Genomic DNA, 20,369 nt, shown 5'->3' with positions numbered 1-20,369 from the left:
GCTTTTTACATCGCCCGTGGTGAAGAAGCGGTCCCCGGGTCGAGCCCAGGGCGACGACAGATGGCGCTGTACTTAACCCTTTGATGCGTCGCAGCCCTGTACGCCCGGCGGCTTCGTCTTTGCCGGCACCGCCCCGCGCGGGGCGAGCGCTTCCCATTCCTGCACCGCTACGCCGGCGTATTTGCCGGGGTGGCCGGAGGCATCGAACACCGCGCGCAGGCAGCGGGTGGTGATCGCCGGGAAGCGCACCGCCTGCCAGCCGTCGACGGCGGTGCCATAGCCGCTGGCGCCTGGCACCGGCTTCCACCCGCCTTGCCAAAATTCGAGATGCCAGGCGCGCGGCGGGGCGACGCCCTCGTCCGCGCCGACGGGATGATCGCCCCAGAAACGGATGCGGCTGCCGTCCAGCGTCACCGGCTTTGGCCAGCGATATTCGATCCATTGCTGCGGCGGGTTGTTCGGCGACCAGCTTCCCCACAGATCGGGCGGCAGCGGGTTATCCTTGACCACGCCATCGTTGAGCGACCTGATCCAATATTGCAGCGGGATCGGCTCGTTCGACGCCGCGGCGTGCGCGGCGAGCGCGATGTTGCGCGTCGGCGCGGCCGGGGGTTGCGGCCGGCGGGTCGGCGTGACGGGGCGAATCGCGGCGGGGGTGACGCTGTCGTCCCAGTCCATCCGGTCGATCGCGACGCTGCGGCGGAAATGCCCGCCGCCGACCGCATCGGCGGTATGGTAGGTGAGATACCATTGCCCCTTGAACTGGACCGCGCCGGAATGGTCGGTGGTCGAGCTGACCGGCGGCAGCACGGTGCCGCGATAGGTCCACGGGCCGAGCGGCGAGGGCGCGCTGCCGTACGCGATGCAGGCGTGATACACCGCGGGGGTGCAGGGCGAGTTCGGCCCGGCGTTGTTGCCTGCGTAGAGCATGTAATAGGTGCCCTTGCGCTTCATCAGCCACGGTGCCTCGAAGAAGCCGGTCAGCGTGTTCACGCTAATCGCCTGACCTTTCGGCGTCAGCATGTCCCGCGCCAGTTCGACGCCGCGCAACTGCCCGAACGTGCCCCAGTAGAGATAGACGCGCTTGTCGTCGTCGATCAGCACGGTGGGGTCGATATTCTGGATGTTGTTGGGAACGCCGACGCGCTGCGAGATGATCGGCCCGGACGGATGCGCGTCGCGCCACGGCCCGGTGATCCGGTCGGCGACCGCGACGCCGATCGCGAACCGGTCCTGCGCGTCGCTGTTCCGCTCCAGCACCGGCGCGTACATGTAGTAGCGGCCGTCGAGGCCCTTGACGATTTGCCCCGCATAGGCGCGGCCCGGTTCCGCCCAGGCGAACACGGCTTCAGGGCGCGCGATGGCAGGATAGTGCCGCCAGCGACCCGAGGCCGGGTCCTTCGTGGACAGCAACTGCCATTCGTTCATGATGAAGTCGTTGACGTTAGGCGCGGCCTCGTCGCGCCCGGCGAGGATCCACAAGGTGTCGCCGTCGACGAACGGCGCGGGGTCGGTCGAATAATAGCGGCCATCGGCCAGGATCGGATTGCCGGGCGCGACGACGGGGATGCCGTCCTGCGCGAGCAGCGCGGCGGGGACCGTGGCGAGTGCGGCTGCGATGATGAAACGGCTCACTTGGCGGCTCCCTTTTCGGCCAGCAGCCGTGCCCCGAACAGCGGGCCGGCGGTTTGCCCCTGATGCGGCACGACGCGGACGCGCAGCGACGTCTTGCCGCGTGTCAGCGCCTGCGGCAGCGGATAGTCCACATCGACAAAGCGGCCCGGTGCGCTGCCCTTGAGCAATTCGCTGGCGACCTTCACGTCGTCGACCAGAATGTCGAAGCCGCGATTGCTGTCGTCGCCCCAATAGGTCGCCTGCAGCACCAAGGGGCCGGGCCGCGCCTTGAGCGTGAACGCCATATAGCCGCCCGAGCGCACGTCGCGACCATTGCGGCCGCGATAGCTGACCGGCCACGATTGCTCGCTTTCGAGATTGTGGTCGCGTTCGGGCTGCATCTCGCCGAAGTGCATGACGTCGATCGAGCGCGCCGCAACATCCTGCTGGCGCGCCTGTTCGGCGCGGAAGGCGGCTTCCTCCTTGCGCCACTCGCCCTCGGTGAACTCGCGGAAATAGACGGCGCTGCGGCGCTCATACTGACGATAGAAGGGGACGAAGGTCAGGTCGCCGGGGCGGCCGACGCCCTTGGTGGCGAAGGTGCCCGCCGCGCCCGCGACCGGCGTGAAGGCGGCGAGGACGTTGTCGCCGACCAGCGCGGGCTCGACGCCCTGCCACGGCGTTTCGGCCGGGCCCATATCGGCGGCGAGCACCAGCGGGCCGCGCAGCACCGCGACCGGGCCGCCACCCTGCGCGTTCTCGGTCCGCAGCTCCAGCGGCAGCGTGATCGCGAGCGTGTCGCCGGCCTTCCAGCGGCGCTCGACAATCGCATAGCCGCCGGCATGGTCGACTGCGACCGGTTCGCCGTTGACGGTGACCTGCTCGCGGCCCGCCGCCCATGCGGGCACGCGCAGCGCGACCGGGAAGCGACCGCGCTTGCCGAGCGTCGCGAAGGTCAGCCGCGCCTCGGGCTCATAGGGGTAGCCGGTCGCCAGCGTCAGCGTCGCGGCGCGTGCGCGCCATTGCGCCTGCGCGGGGATGTAGAGGTTGACCAGCAACATGCCGTCGCCCTCCCAGAAGATCGAGTCGCCGTGCTTGGCGTGCGCCTCCATCCCGCTGCCGCCGCAGCAGACGAAACCTTCCTGACCGGCCGGCGCATGGTCGCGCGCCGCACCCGACAGCATCGGGGTGAAATAGGTGAAGCCACGCGTGCGCGGGTTGATCTGAGACAGCGTGTGGTTGAGGTGCGCGCGCTCGTAATAGTCGAAATAGCCGCCGTCGGGCGTCTGCGCGAACAGCTGCCGCGATAGTTTGAGCATGTTGTAGGTGTTGCAATGCTCGCAGGTCGCTTCGCTCAAATTGCGGGCGATGCGGTCCGGACCGAAGAAATATTCGCGATCGGCATTGCCGCCGATGACGTAGCTGTGGTGCTTCGTCACGCGGTCCCAGAAGAATTGCGACGCGGTGCGATAACGCTGGTCGCCGGTCAGCTCGTATAGCCGCGCGAGGCCGACCAGCTTGGGGACCTGCGTATTGGCGTGGAAGCCGGCGAGCTTGTCCTCCTGGTTCGCCAGCGGATCGAGCACCCGGCGATCGTAGATGCGTCGCGCGACTGCGAGCCAGCGGGGGTCCTTCGTGCGCGCGTAAAGCTCGGCATAGCTTTCGTTCAGCCCGCCATATTCGCAGCCCAGCACCTTCTGCATCTGTTCGTCATCGAGCGCGGCGAACACGCGTTCGAAATAGGTGGCGAGTCCGAGCACGACCGTCAGTGCCTGCGCATTGCCCCAGGCGGCATGGACGTCGAGCAGCCCGGCGAACAGCTTGTGCACCGTGTAGAGCGGCGACCATGACCCGTTGAGGTCGAACCCGCCCGAACGGATCTCGCCGCGCATCAGCTCGGGAAAGATTTCCTCGCCGTCGACGATCGCGGTTTCGCCCTTCCGCTTGCGGCCGAGCGCGCCGACATAGCCGGTGCCGCGCTTCGCCTGCGCCTCGGCGAGTTCGGCGACGATATAATCGGCGCGGCGGCGGCACTCGGCGTCGCCGGTCTGCTGATGCATGAGCACCAGTGCGGTGAGGTAATGGCCGAGCGTGTGGCCGGCGAGCGAGTCACTCTCCCAGCCGCCGTAGATCTCGCCCTTGGGCTGCAGCCCGGCATATTTGCGGAAATTGTGAAGCAGCCGGTCGGCGCTGAGTTCGAGCAGATAGGCGCGATCCGCCTCGACCGCCGTCGCGAAGTCGGAGGGGGCGAGCCGGACGTCGGAAAGCGGCAATGGCGCCGCGCGAGCCGGCAGACGGGCGGGGGAGGCGGCGTCGACCGCGCGCGGCAGGACGCTCGCCATCGCCACGGCGGCGCCTCCGGTCATCAGCGAGCGGCGGGTGAGGGCCGGCATCCAAAATCCTCCTATTGATCCATCCGCATTACTCGGACATAAAAACCGTATACGATATTTGCGAATTCGCAAATGATTCTGTCGGGAGAGTGGCGAAGGCAGCCTTGGCCCTTCCTCACGATCGTCGACCTAGGTGGAGAGGCAAGATGTACAGGTTCTCGATCGCAACGACCGTCATCGCAGCGGCGACCCTGTCTGCCTCGCCCGGGCTGGCGCGTCCGATCGCGCCGTCGCTGCCGGGAGCGGGCAAGACGTTGCGCGTGGCCTTCGATCGGCGCGACCCGCGCCCGGGTGTGCGGCTGATGGAGCTGACGCGGACGGGGCGTGGATGGGAAGGGCAGCTTACCTCCGACTGGTATGGGACGATGCCGATGCGCAACGTCGTGCGCCGCGGCGAGGCGATCAGCTTCGATATCCGCAACATCAACACCCCTGACGTGCCCGTGCGACGCTGGACCGCACGGTTGACCCCGGCGGGGGTGGTGCTGACCGGCGGAGTCTGGTTTTCGGAGGTGCGGCAGACCGGAAGGCCGGTCGGCGCGGCGCGCGCCGCCGCATTGGCGCATCATGCGGTACCGCTGCCGCCGCTCGGGACGATCGCGCCGGACGGACTCGCCGCGACGCCGCCGATGGGGTGGAGCAGCTGGAACAAATTCGCCGAGCGGATCGACGACAAGACCATCCGCGCGATCGCCGATGCGATGGTGTCCACGGGCTTGCGCGACGCCGGCTATCGCTACGTCAATATCGACGACGGCTGGCAGGGCGAGCGTGGCGCGGATGGCGAATTGCGCCCGAATGCCAAGTTCCCCGACATGAAGGCGCTGGCCGATTACGTCCACGCGCGCGGGCTGAAACTGGGGCTCTACAGCTCGCCGGGACTGAAGACCTGCGCGGGCTATACCGGCAGTTACGGCCATGTCGCGCAGGATGCGCGGACCTTCGCGCGTTGGGGCGTCGACTATCTCAAATACGATCTGTGCTCGGGCGAGTGGCAATATGACAGCGCCGATACCGTGCGCCGCAGCTATTACGAAATGGGGGCGGCGCTGAAGGCGACCGGGCGCGCGATCATTTATTCGCTGTGCGAATACGGGCGGTTCGACGTGGCGGAATGGGGGCGCGCGGTCGGCGGGCATCTGTGGCGGACGACCGGCGACATCACCGACGACTATGCCAAGATGAGCGAGATCGGGTTCGAGCGTAATCCACGCTTCGGCCATGCCGGGCCAGGCGGGTGGAACGATCCCGACATGCTCGAGATCGGCAACGGCGGGATGAGCGAAGACGAATATCGCACCCACATGACGTTATGGGCGATGTCGGCGGCGCCGCTCATGATGGGGCATGACCTGCGCGCGACGAGCCCGGCCGCGCTGACGCTGCTGTCCAACCGCGAGGCGATCGCGATCGATCAGGATTCCGCGGGCGTCCAGGGCAAGGCAGCGGTCGTATCCGGGCAGCAGGAAATCTGGACCAAGCGGCTGGCGGACGGCGGCATCGCGATTGCGCTGTTCAACCGCAGCGAGCAGCCTGCGGCGATGACGCTGACGCCGCAGGACGTCGGCCTCGCGCGCTTCGGCAAGCTGCGGGACGTGTGGCGGGCGGCCGATGTCGATCCAGCGACGCAGTCGTTCAGCGTTCCCGCGCACGGCACCGTTTTCCTGCGGGCGAACGGCGCCGGGTGATTCTGCCTCGATCCTGACGAGGAACCGTCCCATAAGCCAGTTGCGAGCGCGGTGCCGGCGGTATCGATGAAGCAATGGCCCACGAGCTTGGTCGTGCCGCCCGGCTCGTAGATCGAGCGCGCCTGGCCCGCCGCCAGAACCCACGTATGACGCGGCGGGTTGATAGCCTGCCACGCGGGATTGTCGTCTTGGGCGGTTTTGCGGTGCCGGCACAGGTGGCATGATAGGGCATGTAGCCGTCGTTCAGCGTCCATGCCGGCCCCATTCGGAAGGCCGGCGTCACCTCGACGCTGCGGCTCTGGCATCCACCCTGGCTAACGTATCGCGACACTTACGAAACCTGCAGTGTCGCGCGCGCCTGCGACGTGCCCGGCGTCGAACGCCTGCGCCATGCCGAGCCGAACCAGGCCGCGCGTTCCGACGCGCACCGACCACCCCAGCTCGAGGTCGCATTCGCGCGCGCGCGGCGTCAGGTCGACGCGCCGAACGGCTTCGCTGAGCGTGCCACCGATCAGATCGAACGACAGCGGCACCTTCGCCATCGCCGATGCGCGGTCGAGCCGCAACGGTGACGATACACCAAGGGTCGCGCGCCCGCCGAACAGCAAAGTGCTACCTTCGAGCATGAACGCGCTTCCGGTCAGCGGGCGATCGAGCCGGAGCAGCGCCGATCCGCCGCGCGGCGCGGTGCGGCTCGCGGTCAGGCGCGCAGTCAAGGCGATGCCCCGGATTGTGTGCGCGCCGCTCAGGGTCAGCAGCATCGTGCGCGCGCCCGCCGCACCGACACGCGCGCCGAGGAGCTGCGCGCGCTCATCGAGCAATGCCAATTCGGTGCCAAGGCCCGATGGAGTGTTCAGCGACACCCGGCGCAACTCGGCACGCCCGTCACGTGCGCGTCCGCCCGCCATCGTGGCGGACCAGCCCGCGCCCTCCCATGCCGCCGTGATGCCGCTCATTGCCGGCCCCCGCAACGTCCCGCCACGCAGGCCGTCGCCACCGTCGACCGAGACGTTCGCGGCGATCGTTGCGTGTGGACCGACCGTGATCGCCGCGGGGCGCATCGGTATGAAGCCCGCCCATGCGCCGGTCGCGGGCGTATCCGGCAGCCATGACGCGGTCAGCCCGCTGACGCGCAATCCGCCAGCGCTGCTGCGCACGCCTGCGCCGCGCAGCATGAAGTCGCGACCGTAGCGATCGATGATGGTCATCGCACCGACGCGACGCGCAAGATCCGGCGCACCGCCGAACGGTCCCGACAGCGACAGCGAGGTGAAGCGCGCGAGCACGGTCTGTGCGGCAACGAACGCGCTGGCGGGCGCCTGCGCCTGCATCGCGCGCGCGATGTCGAGCACGCCCGCGCCATAGATCTGGTCGACCCCGGGCGCGCCGCGATCGTCGGCGGTTTCGAGCAGAATCTGCGCGATCGCCGCGCCGCCGAGGCCCGGCCAGTAATGCCGGAGCAACGCCGCTGCGCCGGCCACCGCTGGCGCGGCGAAGCTGTTGCCGCTGACCGTCACGCCCGCGCCGTTCGCGTCGATGGCGCGGATCGCATTGCCCGCCGCGGCGAGCGTGCGGTCAGCGAGCGCACCGGGCGTGCCGTTTCCGGTGCGCGGGGTCCCACCGGCGTCGAGCGCGACTGCGTAGAGGAACCAGCGGGCATTGCCGCGATCGGTGCCGACCAGCGCCTGCGCGATCCCGCCGTCGTTGGCGTCGTCGCTGTTGGGGACCGCCTGCACGACGAGCCGGTCGGCGGCGCGCACATCGTCCATTGCGCCATGCAGGTCGGTGGCGAGCGCTCCGGTCGCTTCGCCATCGAGCGCGAGTACGCTCACGAACGCGCCCTTGCCGACGGCGTAGCGCAGTGCGGTGGGGACCAGGAACGCATTGGGCGCACTGCCTTCGGGCAAGGTGGAGCCGCGCGCCGACAGATCGGGCGCGACGATCTTGAGCGCGAGCAAGGTCGCCTCGGGCGCGACCCCCAGCACGCCCACGCCATCGCGCGCCGCCAGCGCGACCGCGGCGACCGCGCTGCCATGACCGACGCGATCGTCGATCGGATAAGGGGCGACCGTTTCGGGCGCGCAGGTGTCGCAGCGCGCGATGGTCTGCGCGAAGCCGGTGCTGTCGGCGGAGATGCGCCCGGCGAACTCGCTCGACGTGCGCGCGATGCCGCTGTCGATTACCGCGATCGTCACCCCGCGTCCGGTGATCCCGCGGTCGAGCGCCGCGGCGGTCCTGGCCAGCACCGCGGCACCCGACGCGCGATATTCGGCGCTGTCGGCGGCCGAAGCGACTGGCGTCGGAGAAGGGGCGGGCGAGGGGGATGGCGAGGGAGCAGGGACCGGGGGCGCGATGGTCCCAGATGAGACCACGCCCCCACCGCCGCCGCACGCCGCCAGCGCCAGTGCCGCAGCGATTGCCGTGGCGGGACGACCGGCGACGCGCGCGTGCATGTCAGGCGGTTGCCATAGCGGAGCGACGACGACGCAGCGCGACGCCGACCAGCGCGAAGCCGGCGAGCATCATCGCCCAGGTCTTCGGCTCGGGCACCGGTGCCGCGAAGTTGACGATCCGCGCCACCTGCGCGTCGGACAGCCCCTCGAGCCGCGGCGCGGCGAGCAACGCCTGGCCGGTGCTGGTCGCCAGCGCGACATCGTCGGCGGTCGGGCCGTTCACGTCGCGTGCGAGGAACGCATAGTTGAGCAGGCTGACGCTCTGCCCCGGCAACACGTTGAGCAGATAGCTGGCATTGTAGCGGTCCGGCGTGATCGCGGCCTTGCCGAGCCCGTTGTTGCCGGAAACGAGCGCGATCACCGCATCGTCGGTGCACGCGCCCGCGCCGTCGTCCTCGCACGACACGATCAGGCCGCCCTGATCGTAGCTGACCAGCTCGTCGCCGTCCGAACCGAGGTTGCCGAAGAAATTGACCGTCACGTTCGGGACGTTGCTGCCGTTGTTGGTGAACGTATCGAAGAAGCGGAAGGTGTTGCCGCTCAGCAGCTCGACCTGTCGCGTCAGCGCAAGCCCGCCAGTGCCGGTGTTGTACCACCCGAACGCATCGAACGTGTCCGCGCCGCCACCCCATACCGAGCCGAGCGCCTTGTTCGACGGCTGGACGTTGCCGCCCGGTCCGTTGTAGCTGGCGGCATAGCCGCTGCCGGTGAAAATGCCGGGCGAGGCGTCGAACTGCTGCGCCTCGGCGGTGCCGGCCGCGAGCAGGGCGCTCGCAGCGATCAGATAGAGTTTCATAGGTTTTGGGTCCGTAAGAAAGGGGAAGGGGCAGGCCGGATCGACAATCATCTGCTCCTCCTTCGTCGCCCCGGACTTGATCCGGGGCCCCGCTTCTTGTTGGCGAGCGTCGAAGAAGAAGCGGGATCCCGGATCAAGTCCGGGATGACGGAGGGGCGGTGCGATCGTCGCTACGACGCGCGGCGCGCGGTCAACCACTGGTCGGGCGTCAGCGGGCGCGGCACGAGGCGGACCTCGCCGATCCACCCGAAGAAGCCGTCCTTGCGCAGCCCGTCCCACCACGACGCGCCGAGGATCCACGGCTTGTCGAGCCCCTGCGAGCGCATCCCGATCTCTCCGATCACGTTGCGCAGCACCGGCGCGCCGTCGACGTACATGGTCGTCTCGCGCGTCTTGGGATCGCAGACGATCGCGACGTGATACCAGGTGTTGCGCATGATCTCGCCCGACCAGTTGGTCTGCGGGTAGGTGGCGTTGCTGGCGGGCACGACTTCCCACTGCACCTCGCGCAGCGACGAGATCGCGAACAGCACCGACGACGCCTGTCGGTCGCCGCCCTTGAACCCGGGCAGGTTGCCGCGATTGCCCACGCGGCCAAGGATATTGCCCCAGCGGTGGTTCTCGCGCGTCCAGTCGGGGTCGACCTTGATGAACGCCTCGACGGTATAGCCGTCCCAGAAGCTGCGGTTGTTGATCGCCGCGCCGACGTCGGTCGAGAAGCTGCTGTTGCGGACCGTCACCTTGTCGGTGTTGAGGAAGCGCACGCTGCCTGCCGCGGACGACAGATAATGTTTGTCGTCGGACCATACCACGTCCTCGACCTGCGCCGGTGCGACCAGCGGCACGCGCTTCATCGGGAATTGGCCGGTCGCGTCGGGCAGCACGTCGCCGACCTGCACGATCGCGCCTGCGACTCCGGCCGGGCGCCAGTGCGCGTAGGTGTCAGTCTGCTTGGGGTAATCGTCGGCGTCGCGCGGCGGAACGGGGGGCACGACGACCGGATCGGTGTAATTGGCGAGCAGCCGCGATTGCACCGCGGGCAGGATCGGCGCGCCGCTGGACGCCATCGCCGGCTTCCATCTGGTGAAGCCCGCGAAGCGCTTCTTGAAGTTCATCGCGATCGAGAATTGCTCGTTCGCCTCGGTCAGCACCGCGCGATCGAACTGGTTGAGCGTGTTCGCCGGCTTCTGCACCACCCACGGCGAGAAGGACATCACGTCGATCTTGTTGTTGGTGAAATCGAACTCGTACAGCCGCATCAGCGCGTTGCCGCCCTGATAGGCCATCTGGTAATCGACCACCATCTCCTCGACCGGATTGCCGAAATCGTTGGTCTTGGTCAGGTGCGCCGCGCCGTGGTGATGGCCGTTCAGCGTCATGAAGATCTGATCATTGTCGCGGATCAGCTTCTCCCACAGCATCTTGCCGTACTCGGTCTCGAGCGGGCTGATCGCGTCGACATCGATGTTGAGCAACTGGTGATTCGATAGGATCACCGGCAGCGTCGGATTGCGGCGGATCACGTCGCGCGCCCAGGCGATCCCGGCGTCCGAAATCCGCCACGACAGCGACAGCACCATGAAGGTGACGCCGAACTTCGTGAAGGTGTGATATTCGTGGAAGCCGCTGCCGTCGCGCTCGCGGAACGTCGATTGCTGCGCGGCGCGGCTGGTGGGGAACCATTGCAGATACGGCTCGGCCTTCAGGTCGCGCTGCGCATCGGTGCCCGACGCCTGATCCCACGCGCCGCGATACTCGTAATCGACCAGCACGTCATGATTGCCGGCGAGGATCGAATAGGGGATCTTCGCGTCTTCCAGCTTCTTCATCGCCGCATCGGCGACCTTCCACTGGTCGGGCTTGCCGACCTGGTCGACGACGTCGCCGAGGTGGATGACGAACGGGATGTTCGCCGCAGTCGCATTGTCGACGATCCACTGCGTCTGCGCGTTGAACGGCTCGCTGCCGTATTTGCGCATGAACTGGTTGTTCTCGGCCGCCGTGGCGTAGCGCGAGTAGAATTGCGTGTCGGGCAGCACCGCGATCGTGAAGCTGGTGGTCGCCAGCCCCGAGAAGCTCGCCGCGCCGCTTTGCGCGGTCAGTACGCCGGTGGAGCCCGTCGCGGTCCCGCTGGCCTGATCCGCGCCGCACCCGCTCAACATTCCCGCGCCCAATGGCAGCAGCGACAGGCCCATTGCGTTGCGAAGCACAGCCCGGCGGTCGGCGACGCGGCCTGCGCCGCGGTCGTCGTCGTTCGTCATCTCTCGAATCCCCTTTTGAAGCCGGTCCATCCAGCGTTGGGGCACGCTTTGGTCTTGTTTGGTGACGCGCTTGTTCCAGATTGGTTATGTTTTTGTTAACTCGTTTGCGGGGTGAGAAGATCGTTTCCGAATGGGACGGCCGCCGCTGACGGCCGTATGCGAGCGGCGCTTCAGACTAGATGCTTTTGCGGCGGCGCAATGACGATAGAGGCGGCCAGAACGAGGCCGTGATTTCGCCGATTGCAGTTGGTCACACTTGCAGGATCATCGCGGGCACCCCAACTATGCTGCAACGCACAATGATCGTTTGCGCGGCAGTCGCAGGCCGGTCTGTTGCTCCTCACTGCCGCAACGAGCACCGTCATGCGCCCGATTTCCGACACGATCGCTCGCCTTCGCAAACTGTCGCCGGCCGCGCTTGGCGCCGACGGTGGAAACAGCAATCTCACGCCGATGGAAGGTCGGGGCAGCAATCCCGGCGCCTTGCGCGCGCTGGTGCACGTGCCGGCCCATCTCCCCGCCCATGCCCCGTTGGTCGTTGTGCTGCACGGGTGCACGCAGACTGCGAAGGGCTACGATCACGGATCGGGCTGGTCCGAACTCGCCGAGCGGTTCGGCTTCGCGGTGTTGTTCCCGGAGCAGCAGCGGGCGAACAATCCCAATCTGTGTTTCAACTGGTTTTCGCCCGAGGACACGCGGCGTGGTAGCGGCGAGGTGGAGTCGATCCGGGAGATGGTCGTCGCCACGGTCGAGCGCCACGGTCTCGATCCCGCGCGGGTGTTCGTCACCGGCCTGTCGGCGGGCGGGGCGATGACCTCGGCGATGCTGGCGTGCCATCCCGAGCTTTTCGCCGGCGGGGCGATTATCGCGGGGCTGCCGTTCGGCACCGCCCGCGGGGTGCCAGAGGCGCTGGAGCGGATGCGCGGGCGCGGGCATGATCGCGCAAGCCTTGGCGAGCGGGTATTGGCGGCTTCGCCGCATCGTGGGCCGTGGCCTGTCGTGTCGGTCTGGCACGGCAACAGCGACCCGACGGTCGATGCGGTCAACGCCGCGATGATCGTCGACCAATGGCGCGGGCTTCACGGCGTCGGCGAACCGGATACGACCGAGCGGGTTGCGGGGCATCTCCACCGGACCTGGCGCGACGCCGCCGGCCGCGCGGTGATCGAGGAGTACGTGGTCGCGGGCATGGGACACGGCACTCCGCTGGCGACCCACGGCGATGAGGCTTGCGGATCGCCCGGGCCGCACATGCTCGACGCCGGCATCTCGTCCACCTACCGCATCGCGGCCGCATGGGGCATCGTTCCCGCGGTGGCGCCGCCCCGGCCGGTGGAGACGTCCGCCGCCGCGCCCGCGTCGCCGCCGCGCCTAGACCCGGCGGCGACGATCAGCGAGGCGCTGCGCGCGGCCGGGCTGATGAGGCAGTGAGGCTGCGCATCCGGCATCGCACCACCTACCGCTATGCTCGGCCCGTCCGCTTCCTCGACCATCACCTGCTGGTCACCCCACGGTCGAGCCGGGACGTGACCACGATCTCGTCGTCCGTGACGATCGACCCGGCCGCCGAGCTGGTCTGGAGCGAGGACGCCGCCGGCAACACCGCTGCGCTGGCGCTGATTCCCGGCCAGGCGTCGGCGCTGACGATCCTTGCCGAGCATAAGGTGCTCCACATCGGCGAGGCTTATCCGATCTTACGGCTTGAGTCGGCCGCGTACCGCCATCCGTTTGCCTACGCGCCCGGTGATCTGGCACTGTTCGGCCCCGCGCTGCTCAACCCCGAGGCAGAAGACGACGCGGCCGTGACAGCATGGCTCGCCGTTTTCCGCGCGACCGCACCCGACGACACGTTGATGCTGCTGAACGCGCTCAACGAGGCGGTCGGCACCGCCATTGCCTATCGCACCCGCGAGGAGGAAGGCACCCAGTCGCCATCCCGTACCCTCGCGCTGCGCAGCGGTTCGTGCCGCGACCTGGCGGCGCTGTTCCTCTGGGCGGTGCGGCGGCTGGGCTTCGCGGCACGGGCGACGTCGGGCTACCTGTTCGATCCCGGGAGCGTGGCGGGCGACGTCGGCGCAACCCATGCCTGGTGCGACGTCTTCCTCCCGGGGGCGGGCTGGATCGCCTTCGACCCTACCCAGCGCCGCATGGGCAGCGCCGGCCTGATCGCAACCGCAGTCGGCGTGACCAGCCAGGCGGTGCTGCCCGTCGTCGGCGGCTTTCTGGGCGATGCGGCCGATTTCGTGGGCATGGAGGCGAGCGTCGTCGTCGAGGCACTCGACGAGGACGCTCGCTAGGTCGGGCGGCTGAGCCTGAGAAGGGGGCTCGTCTGATCACTGGCCGGGGTCAGGCGAGCGCATGACCATGTGGGCGCCTGATTGCTGCCAGCCACCCCCTAGAAGCGGGCAGCCGGCCAAAAGAGCGGCCGTTACTCCATTGGCCCGGTCACTTGGGAAGCACCTTGCCGCCGATGACGCGGATCTCCGTGGCTATGCCCGGTGCACCGGTGCCTTGCTGCCCACCGCCGATCCACAGCGAATAGCGGCCGGGCGTGACGCGCATCACGCCCTTCGCATCGGCGAAGGCGAGGTCGCGCGGATCGAGCGTGAACCGCGCCTGCCGAGCCTCGCCGGGTGCGAGCCGCACGCGCTGGAAGCCCTTGAGCGACCGTTTCGGCAGATCGGGGCGGCCGACGGGCTGGACATAGAGCTGCGCCACCTCGTCACCCGCGACCGCGCCGGTATTGCGGATCGTTACCGCCACGCTGGTCGGTTGCCCGGCGCGGATCGTCGGGCGCACGTCCGTGCCCGAATAGGCGAACCGCGTATAGCTGAGCCCGTGGCCGAACGGATATTCAGGCGTTCCGTCGAAGTAGCGGTAGGTCCGGTTCTTCATCGAATAATCGGCAAACGCCGGAAGCTGATCGAGCGAGGCATAGAAGGTCACGGGCAGCCGCCCCGACGGGTTGATCGCCCCTGCCAGCACCTCACCGATCGCCTGACCTGCGGCCTCGCCGCCATACCAGGCCTGCACCACCGCCTTGGCCTGCGCGCCGGCCGCGCCATAGGTCAGCGCCGAGCCCGAGACGCCGACGATCGCCACCGGCTTGCCGGTCGCGACGAGCGCGTCGAGCAAGCGCTGCTGCACCGCGGGCAGCGCGATGGTGGTGCGATCGCCGCCTTCGAAGCCCGGCGCGTTGACCTTCATCTCCTCGCCTTCCAGCCCGGCGGTCAGCCCGACCATCGCGATGATCACGTCCGCGTGGGTCGCCGCCTTCACCGCCTCCTGCAACAAGGCTTCGGGTTGCGGCTTCCACGTCAGCGTCAGCCCAGCGCCCAGACGCGGCGAGTGGTGGGTGAAGGCGAGCCGGAACGCGCGCGGCTTGCCCGCCTCCATGCGGATCGGCGGCGTCGACAGGGGCACGCCGGTAAAGCATTTGGAGGTCGCGCGGACGTCCGGCTGCCCTTCGATGCTCAGCACATAGGTCTGCTGGTCCTCCGACCAGTCGCAGCGTCGATCGCCGATCTCGAAAACATAGTCGCCGCTGGCCGGCACCGTCAGCGTGCCGGCATATTCGGCGGAGAAGGCGGTCTTGTCGACTCCGGGGGCAGGCGCGATGCCGTTCCAGTCGTTGTCGATTTCGCGTTCGGTCCGCGTCGCGACCACCGGGCCGGCGAAGCCAATGCCGTTCCAGAAGCGCGCGGTGACGCCCTGCGTGCCGAACACGGTACGCGGTACGGTGACCGCGACCTGCTCGATAAACGGCGCGCCTTGCGCGAAGGTCACGCGCTCCGCGCCCAGCGCCGCCGCGATCCCGTCGACCGGCAACGCCTGCCCGACGGCGGTGCCCTTGTAATTGCCATTCAGCGCCTCGCGGCTAGCGGCGGCGGGGCCGACCACCAGCACGCGGCGCGCCGTTGCAGCGACCGGCAGCACGCCGTCGTTCTTCAGCAGAACGATCGACTCACGCGCCGCACGCAACGCCACTTCGCGATGCGCTGCACTGTGGTTTTCGGCGTCAGCGATCGAAGCGTAGGGCACGCGATCGGCCGGATCGAGCATCCCCAGCCGGATGCGCGCGGTCATCAGTCGCTTGACGGCGGTGTCCACGTCGCGTTCGGGAAGCAGCCCCTGGCGGACAGCGTTGGGGATAGCGAGATACTCGTCGCGGAAGTTGCAGCCGGTGTCCGTACCGGCCTTGACCGAGACCGCCGAGGCTTCCTCCCAGTTCTTCTGCGTCTTGTGGCCCGCAACGAAGTCGTCGATCGCGCCGCAATCCGACGTGATGAAGCCCTTGAACCCCCAGGCATCGCGGACGAAATCCTTGAGCAGCATCGTGCTGCCGCACGCCGGGCTGCCGTTGATGGCGTTATAGGCGCACATCAGCGAATAGGCCCCGCCCTCGGTGATCGTGCGGCGGAAGGCGGGAAGATAGGTTTCGGTCAGGTCCTGCGGCGCGACATCGACGTTGAAGGTGTGACGCAGCGGCTCGGGGCCGCTGTGGACGGCCAGATGCTTCGGGGTGGCGACGGTCAGGAAATAACGCGGATCGTCACCCTGCAATCCTTCCACGAACGCGGTGCCAAGCGTGCCGGTCAGATACGGGTCCTCGCCCAGCGTCTCCTGCCCGCGCCCCCAGCGCGGATCGCGGAAGATGTTGATATTGGGCGACCAGATCGTCAGCCCGAAATAGCGGTCGACGTTGCCCTCACGCTGCGCCTGATTATAGCGCGCGCGGGCCTCTGTGCCGATCACGCGACCTTCGGCCTTCAGCAGCTCCTTGTCCCAGGTCGCTGCCATGCCGATCGCCTGCGGAAACACCGTCGCCTCGCCGGCGCGCGCGAGGCCGTGCAGCCCCTCGTTCCACCAGTCATAGGCCGGCAGGTCGAGCCGCGGGATCGCCGGTGCAGCGTTCTGCATCTGCCGCGCCTTCTCCTCCAGCGTCATCCGCGAGACCAGATCCTCGGCGCGCTTCTCGATCGGCGCGTCCGGGTCCTTATAGACTTGCGCAATGGTCGCCGACGGCACGCTGAGCGTCACGCCGAGCAGCAGCGCCTTACGGAAGGAGCGGTGGTGGCTGAAGAATGCCATGATCAAATCCTTGATAAAGCTCGGGGGATCAGGATGCGGTCGACGGGGTGCCGACGTCCGCGCGAGGAGTTGCGGGAGAGTCATGGTGCACAGCGCCGGCACCCCCGGCGCACACACGGTTCTTCAAGGCGATCAGGCGCTGGACATTGTCGAGCGAGGCGAAGGCCGCGAAGGCGAGCGCGAGATACCCGGCTTCGTTGAGCTGTCCGAGCGTCGCGTCGTCGAGCGTCGCCAACCGCTCGCCATCGATCGCCCAGCAATCCTCGATCAGATAGCGCCGGTCGTCTTCGACGGTGACATCGATGCACACCGGCGTCAGCAAGCCCGCCTCGCTGAACGCGCGATACATCGCCGGGGCCATCTTCACGCCGGCGTGCAGGCACGACAACGCGTCGCGAACATGCGTGAGGTACGGCGCCTCGCCACCATAAGGCAGGAACAACGGCCATCCGCCAGGGTCGCCGACCCGCGGATCATCCAGCGCGACGCGGATCGTCGGTTCGGTCGTGTCGTCGGTCGCGACCCCGATCACGAACGGGCCGCGCCGCTGCACGGCGGGAACGTAGCGACCATCCGCCCAGCCGCTCCGTTCGAGAAAGAGGTTTTCGTCGCGATCCAGTCCGAGCAGCACGACGGCGGTCCACTGCGTCTCCGGGGCGAAGCGGAACAGGATCGGATAGTCGCGCTGCGCGGCGATGAACTCGGTCGGGACGACCAGCATCTGGTTGACCGCGTCGCCAAATGCCGCTTCATGGCGAACTGCGATGCGCAGTTCGCCATGATCGACTTGATTGAGAAGAACCGTGCTGCCCATCGCCTAGAAGCGCGTCCGCACGCCCAGCAGGAAGCGCCGGTCCAGTTCCTGCGCGTAGGCCAGGTTGTGGCTGGAGCGATTATAGGTGCGGATGTTTTCCTCGGTCAGGTTGATCCCCTCCAGCGACACCGACCAGTTGGGCGAGATGTCGTAGCTGACGTTCATGTCGAGCTGGCCGAACGGCTCGACGAACAGCGGATTGCGATCGCCGCCCTGGTTGGTCGCCTGCAGGAAGCGATCACGCCAATTGTAGGCCAGCCGCGCCGAGATGCCGTGCTTGTCGTAGATCAGCGTCGCGTTGGCGGTGTCGCTCAACCCCAGCAGCGCGAATTGATCGACGCTGGGGTTGGCGCCGACATCCACACCCACGTCACCGCGGACATAGGTGTAGGCCGCGGCCACGCCGATGCCGGTGTCGCCGAAGAAGTGCTGGAACGCCGCCTCGAACCCGTGGATCTTGCCTTCCCGATTGTTGATCGGGCGCGTGACGGAGAATTGGTACAGCGGATCGCTTGCGTTCGCGATGATGTCGACGGCCTTCAGCGTGTCGTCGATGAACGACTGGGTCAGCGCGCCGTTGACGCGATTGGCCTGGAACTGCTGCGTCGCGGCGGCGATGTTCCCCGTTTGCTGCAACAGCGCGGTCATCGTGAACAGGTTCACGTCGCTGATGTCGGCGCCGATCCCCTGCAACGCGGCCTTCGCCGTGCCGGACCGGGTGCCGGCCACGCCGCTGGCCGGGTCGCGCAGGCCGAACAAATTCTGGCTTGTCTGCCCCGTACCGACGAAGTTCTGGACGCGCTTGTCGAAGAACCCGAACGAGATGAAGCTCGACGGCTTGTAATACCATTCGAGCGAGACATCCACGTTGTCCGAAATCAGCGGCGAAAGATTGGCATTGCCGGTCGATCCCGGCGCGAAGCCGCCGACTGCCGTGGCGCGGCTCGGGATGCTGACCGAGCTGGCCGAGAACAGATTGCCGAAATCGGGGCGCGCGATCGTGCGGCTGAACGACACGCGTCCGATCAGGTTCTTCGCCATCTCGATCTGGAAATCCATCGATGGCAGCAGGTTCTCGTAGCTGCCCGTCTGCGTCACCAGCTGCTTCTGGTTCGAGACAGTCAGGGTGAAGTCATTGTCCGCCGTCCACATGATCGCCGCCGGCACCGCGACGATCGAGGAGGAGAAGACGTCGGTCTTTTCGTAGCGTAGCCCGGCGACCAGGGTTGCGGGGCGGTTGGCGAGATCCGCCTTCCACGTCACCTGCGCATAAGCGGCGGTGATCTTCTCGCGGACGCGATTGTCCTGCTGCCCGGTCGAGAAGATGTTGTTGCCGCGCGCGGCGTAGACGGGCGACATCGCGTTGATCAGCGCCGTGCCCGGCGCCCGGAATGCCACCAGCGACGCGCCGGCCGCTCCCGCATCGAAGTGGCGGAACTTGCAGGTCAGGCAGAACTCTTCGAGCAGCCCGGGTGCGGCGCGCTCGATATCGCCCGGATTGCTGACGCCCCAATCGCCGAGCACCTGCTGGCTGAAGTTGGCGCGTTGGGTGAGCGTCTGGTTGCGCATGTCGCCGCCGACGTCGAGGCGGCTGCCAGCTTCATCGAGCTGCCAGCCGAGATCCGCGCGGATTTCCTTGATCGACTGGCTCTGCGACGAACGGATGAAGCGCGACATCTGCGTGCCGACATCGCCGACGTCGAGCACGCCATTGCCGTTCCCGCGCAGCTTGTCGTTCAGCGTGATCGTCTGCACCGGGATATAGCCGGTGTAGGAGGCGGTCTGCGCCGCGACGACCGGCGCGGCGATCGTGGTGATGTTCGAGCTGTTGCCGTTCGGGTTGTCGGGCAGGCTGTCCGCCTTGCCCCAATGACCGTCGACCGACAGCGTCACGCGATCGGTCAGCTCCCACTTCATGTTGCCGCCATAATCCTGCAGGCGGTTCTTCAACGCGCGATCCTGTTGCGCGAAGCCGGCGTCCTTCACGCCCGAAATCGTCTCCTGCAGGAACTCGGTCGTGGCGACGACGGGGTTCTGGTCGAACGTCACCTGTGCGAAGGGGCGGTTGAACCAATTGCCCTGGTTGGTGCGCACGTCGCGCTGGCGATTTTGCGCGAACATCGCGTCGGCGGTGATCGTGACGGTTTGGATCGGCTTGAACTGCAGTGTGGCGGCGCCGTTGATCCGCTCGCGCTGACCCTCGGAATAGAAGAAGCTGCTGTCGTTGGGTACCGCGACCAACTGGCTGCCGTTCGCCGGCGCGTTGGTGATCTTGGTCTGCGAATTGATGAAGCCGTTGCCGGGATCGCGGAACTGGTCGTAGCTGCGGATATTCCAGTACGCCACCGTCGCACCGCGCGTCGTGAAGTTACGCTTCTGATAACTGCCGAACAGCGAGATGCCGACTGTACGGTCATCGTTGGTCCAGCTGGTGAGCCCCGACACTTCCGGCGTCACCTTGGCGGCATTGTCCAGCCGCAGGTCGGCGCTGGTGTCGTACAGCGCCTTCGCGCCGATCGTCCCGCTGAACCCCGTGTCCCGCGCCTCGATCGGGCGTCGCGTAATGACGTTGATCGCGGCGCCGATGCCTCCCGATGGCACCGCCGCACGTCCGGTCTTGTAGACCTCCAGCGTGTTGACGCCCTCCGATGCGAGATTGGAGAAATCGAACGATCGACTGGTGCCGGTCGCGAAATCGGCCCCGTCTCCCGCGCCAATCGCCCCGACGCTGGCGGAGGGCAGGGTCCGTCCGTTCAGCGTCACCAGATTGAAGCCAGGCCCGAAGCCGCGCACCGTCACTTGCGAACCTTCGCCGTTGACGCGGTCGATCGAGACGCCCGTCACGCGCTGCAGCGACTCGGCCAGGTTGGTGTCGGGGAATTTGCCGATGTCCTCGGCGCTGATCGCGTCGACCACGCCGTTCGAATTTCGCTTGATGCTGATCGCGCGATCAAGGCTGGCGCGCACGCCGGTGACGACGATGTCCTGCGCGGTTTCGGCATCGGTTTCGACGCCCTGCGCCGCTTCGGATGGCGCACCGGCCTGCGCCCCGGTGGCGGTCTGCGCCATTGCACACGGCGCCCCGATGGCCACCGCAATCACCGATGTCGAGCAGGCAAACGCCTCCCACATGCGAACGCGCATCTTCGTAATCCCCTCCTGGCGACCGGCCGATTCACCGATCGTTATTACCGGTAACACTGATACCGGTAACATGCAATGGTTGATTATTGACCTAAGGCACGAAAATCGCCGATGC

The 20,369-nt window shown here is 67.5% G+C and carries 11 protein-coding genes; 3 read left to right on the top strand and 8 right to left on the bottom strand.

The genetic code is table 11. The annotated features are described in order from the left end of the window. Positions 1–72: 72 nt before the first annotated feature. Both SPHPH_RS19370 and SPHPH_RS0109255 read right to left on the bottom strand, forming a co-directional pair. On the bottom strand, positions 73–1,635 hold the full coding sequence (locus SPHPH_RS19370) for a family 43 glycosylhydrolase (protein WP_037488363.1): 1,563 nt from the start codon (positions 1,633–1,635) through the stop codon (positions 73–75). After that, positions 1,632–4,007, bottom strand: coding sequence for a glycoside hydrolase family 127 protein (locus SPHPH_RS0109255; protein ID WP_238303012.1), 2,376 nt, complete (start codon positions 4,005–4,007; stop codon positions 1,632–1,634). The genes SPHPH_RS19370 and SPHPH_RS0109255 overlap by 4 nt, the downstream gene beginning before the upstream one ends. A gap of 146 nt (positions 4,008–4,153) precedes the next feature. On the opposite strand from SPHPH_RS0109255, the gene SPHPH_RS19365 reads away from it, so the two are divergent. Continuing rightward, a complete protein-coding gene (locus SPHPH_RS19365) occupies positions 4,154–5,695 on the top strand; it encodes a glycoside hydrolase family 27 protein (protein ID WP_051272940.1) in 1,542 nt (513 codons plus the stop codon). 314 nt (positions 5,696–6,009) lie between these two features. Here SPHPH_RS19365 and SPHPH_RS0109245 read toward each other — a convergent pair whose 3' ends face one another. The 3 genes from SPHPH_RS0109245 to SPHPH_RS0109235 form a co-directional block, all read right to left on the bottom strand. After that, a complete protein-coding gene (locus SPHPH_RS0109245) occupies positions 6,010–8,148 on the bottom strand; it encodes a S8 family serine peptidase (RefSeq protein ID WP_081668587.1) in 2,139 nt (712 codons plus the stop codon). Between the two features lies 1 nt (position 8,149). Beyond that, positions 8,150–8,944 (bottom strand): PEPxxWA-CTERM sorting domain-containing protein, encoded by a 795-nt coding sequence (locus tag SPHPH_RS0109240; RefSeq protein ID WP_028966445.1) that lies wholly within the window; start codon positions 8,942–8,944, stop codon positions 8,150–8,152. 170 nt (positions 8,945–9,114) lie between these two features. Continuing rightward, on the bottom strand, positions 9,115–11,205 hold the full coding sequence (locus tag SPHPH_RS0109235; protein ID WP_028966444.1) for a LamG-like jellyroll fold domain-containing protein: 2,091 nt from the start codon (positions 11,203–11,205) through the stop codon (positions 9,115–9,117). A 363-nt stretch (positions 11,206–11,568) separates the two neighbouring features. On the opposite strand from SPHPH_RS0109235, the gene SPHPH_RS0109230 reads away from it, so the two are divergent. Both SPHPH_RS0109230 and SPHPH_RS0109225 read left to right on the top strand, forming a co-directional pair. Beyond that, positions 11,569–12,636, top strand: a complete 1,068-nt coding sequence (locus SPHPH_RS0109230; protein WP_028966443.1) for an extracellular catalytic domain type 1 short-chain-length polyhydroxyalkanoate depolymerase — start codon at positions 11,569–11,571, stop codon at positions 12,634–12,636. Continuing rightward, complete coding sequence (locus SPHPH_RS0109225; protein ID WP_028966442.1) at positions 12,633–13,502, top strand: transglutaminase family protein; 870 nt, start codon at positions 12,633–12,635, stop codon at positions 13,500–13,502. Before SPHPH_RS0109230 ends, SPHPH_RS0109225 begins: the two co-directional genes overlap by 4 nt. 148 nt (positions 13,503–13,650) lie before the next feature. Here SPHPH_RS0109225 and SPHPH_RS19360 read toward each other — a convergent pair whose 3' ends face one another. The 3 genes from SPHPH_RS19360 to SPHPH_RS0109210 are packed head-to-tail and all read right to left on the bottom strand — an operon-like array spanning position 13,651 to position 20,179. Then, entirely contained in the window at positions 13,651–16,296 is a 2,646-nt protein-coding gene (locus SPHPH_RS19360; protein WP_051272939.1) for a glycoside hydrolase family 3 C-terminal domain-containing protein, read from the bottom strand. A gap of 28 nt (positions 16,297–16,324) precedes the next feature. Continuing rightward, complete coding sequence (locus SPHPH_RS19355) at positions 16,325–17,110, bottom strand: SapC family protein (RefSeq protein ID WP_081668586.1); 786 nt, start codon at positions 17,108–17,110, stop codon at positions 16,325–16,327. Between the two features lie 3 nt (positions 17,111–17,113). Then, on the bottom strand, positions 17,114–20,179 hold the full coding sequence (locus SPHPH_RS0109210) for a TonB-dependent receptor (RefSeq protein WP_028966441.1): 3,066 nt from the start codon (positions 20,177–20,179) through the stop codon (positions 17,114–17,116). Positions 20,180–20,369: the final 190 nt, after the last annotated feature.

The sequence above is a fragment of the Sphingomonas phyllosphaerae FA2 genome (assembly GCF_000427645.1).
In the GTDB taxonomy this organism is placed as follows: domain Bacteria; phylum Pseudomonadota; class Alphaproteobacteria; order Sphingomonadales; family Sphingomonadaceae; genus Sphingomonas; species Sphingomonas phyllosphaerae.
The sequence above is the reverse complement of the archived record's forward strand: the minus strand, read 5'-3'. Positions and strand labels throughout refer to the sequence as shown.